This is a genomic window from Streptomyces sp. (assembly GCF_050698815.1).
Classification (GTDB): Bacteria; Actinomycetota; Actinomycetes; order Streptomycetales; family Streptomycetaceae; genus Streptomyces.
Map to the genome: position 1 here is coordinate 1 of NZ_JBOHCV010000496.1, position 1,916 is coordinate 1,916.

The window sequence follows — 1,916 nt, forward strand, 5'->3', positions numbered from 1 at the left end:
GCGCGTACCGACGGGTGCCGTGCGGGCGACGCGGCGGTGAGCCGCCGCAGCCGCCGCGCCCTCGTCGTGCGGGCCCGGTCATAGCTCGCGGGTCACAGGCCCGGGATCTGGCGGGCGGCAAAGGCGCGGTGGACCGCGTCGGCCGCCTGCTCGCCGTACATGTCGCGGGCCGTGGCGACGGTCGTGAGGGCCGCGTCCTTGAAGCTGGTGCCTGGCGCGAACCCGAACTGCGCGTTGACGATGATCCGGTCGGCGGTGCGTGCGCCGAGGGCAGAACGTATGTCGGAGAGCGCGCGGGACCAGATCTCCCCGTCGCGGTGCACCTGGCCGACCTTGTCGCCGTACACCTTGTCGGAGTCGGTCCTGCGCAGGCAGTGCGGTGCGGCGGAGTAGCTCACCGAGTCCCAGTCGGCGACGCACGCGAGGTCGGTGCGGCGCGGCCAGCCGTACTTCGAGTCGGCGTGGTCGCCGACCGAGACCGCGAGGTAGTCGCTGAACGCCTCGCCGATCGCCCCTGCCTCCTCGGAGGTGCCGAAGCCGGGGACTTGGGCGTTGTGCACGGCGTGCCCGTACTCGTGGACGATCACCTCGGCATCCTCGGCGTCGTCGACCCCGCCCTTGCCGAGGCGGATCTCAGCCTTCTTGTCGGTGAAGAACGAGTTGTCGGCGCCCCACTGGTTGATGCGGACGGGCTGCTGCCGGGCGTTGACGGCGGGCAGTTCGCCGCCGAAGCCGAGGCTTTGCAGGTACTCCTGCGCTTCGTTGACCCAGAAGTAGGCCATGACCTGCTCGAACTGGTCGGCGCTGCGGTCGTAGGCGTACGTTCCGCCGACGGCCTTCGCGGGAGCACCGGTCTCGGACCGGATGGTGACCCATCTGCCGCTGAGGCCGCCGCTGCTGTCGAGATTGCGCAGGGCGACGGTGGCGTAGTCCGAGGCTGGCACGGCGGTGGCCGAGTCCCGGTCGTCGCTCAGAGCCTGATCACCGCTGGACTGGACCGGGTTGACCATGAAGACGCGGCCGACGGGGTCGCCGTCGGCCGAAGCCGGTGTGGCCGCCTGCGGGCCGAGGGTCGTCAGTGCCAGTGCGCCGATGGTGACGGCGGCCAGCCGGCAGCGAGTGCGTTGGGGCATGTGTGACCTCCAGGACGCGGGGCGGGGGGTGGCAACTCGCCGCCGAAGCATGCCCTATGGGGGTCCGGCTTGACCAGAGCACGCCCAGGGCCCCCGAGTCACGCCCGGGGGGCGGGTGTTACGCCCGGAGGCCCGCCCGCTTGGGCCTGCACAGGAGTCACGAACGCTGCCCTCCGGCTCGCACAGGGATACGGCATCGACCTGGTCGAGGTGGCCTGCAAGAGCAATTCCGTGCTGTGAAGCTCATCGCCTACAAGTGCACACCACAGTTGACGGGCCGGGGGCGGATCGCGGCGCAAGGCGCCCAGCCGTACAGGCGCAGTCACCCGGCCTGGCTGCTGTCCTTCAACGATCCCCAGCCGTGCCACCTGTCGATCTCGATCCAGGCACTGACCCGGCGGCGATCCCGCCGCGGATACTGCTTCCCGATGTAGTGCTGAGCCAGCCGGTCGATGTCGGCCAGTGCCTCGTCATCGCGAAGCTCGGCGACCCGGCCGATGATGCTCACGTGCGTGTACCAGCCGCTCTCGTCGAGCACGGTGAGCGTGACACGGGGATCGTTGCGGACATGCTCCAGCCGTTTCCGGCCCTCATCCATGTTGACCAGTACCCGGCCCTCGTCCCAGAGGTACCAGGTGGCCGTGGACACCGGCTGGCCGTCGGACCGCAAGGTCGTGATGACGGCCGGATTGGCCTTGGCCAGCATGGCGACTGCCTCGTCGGGAAGCGGGGGCTTGGACATACGACGTACTCCTCAGCATGGTGCGGTGGCCGGTGAGGGTC

At 70.0% G+C, this 1,916-nt stretch carries 2 protein-coding genes; both read right to left on the reverse strand.

Annotated elements, in window-relative coordinates:
* Positions 1-92: 92 nt before the first annotated feature.
* Positions 93-1,133, reverse strand: coding sequence for a M4 family metallopeptidase (locus ACRDP3_RS17905; protein WP_431517969.1), 1,041 nt, complete (start codon positions 1,131-1,133; stop codon positions 93-95).
* A 322-nt stretch (positions 1,134-1,455) separates the two neighbouring features.
* Positions 1,456-1,875, reverse strand: a complete 420-nt coding sequence (locus ACRDP3_RS17910) for a PPOX class F420-dependent oxidoreductase (protein WP_431517970.1) — start codon at positions 1,873-1,875, stop codon at positions 1,456-1,458.
* Between the last annotated feature and the right edge of the window lie 41 nt (positions 1,876-1,916).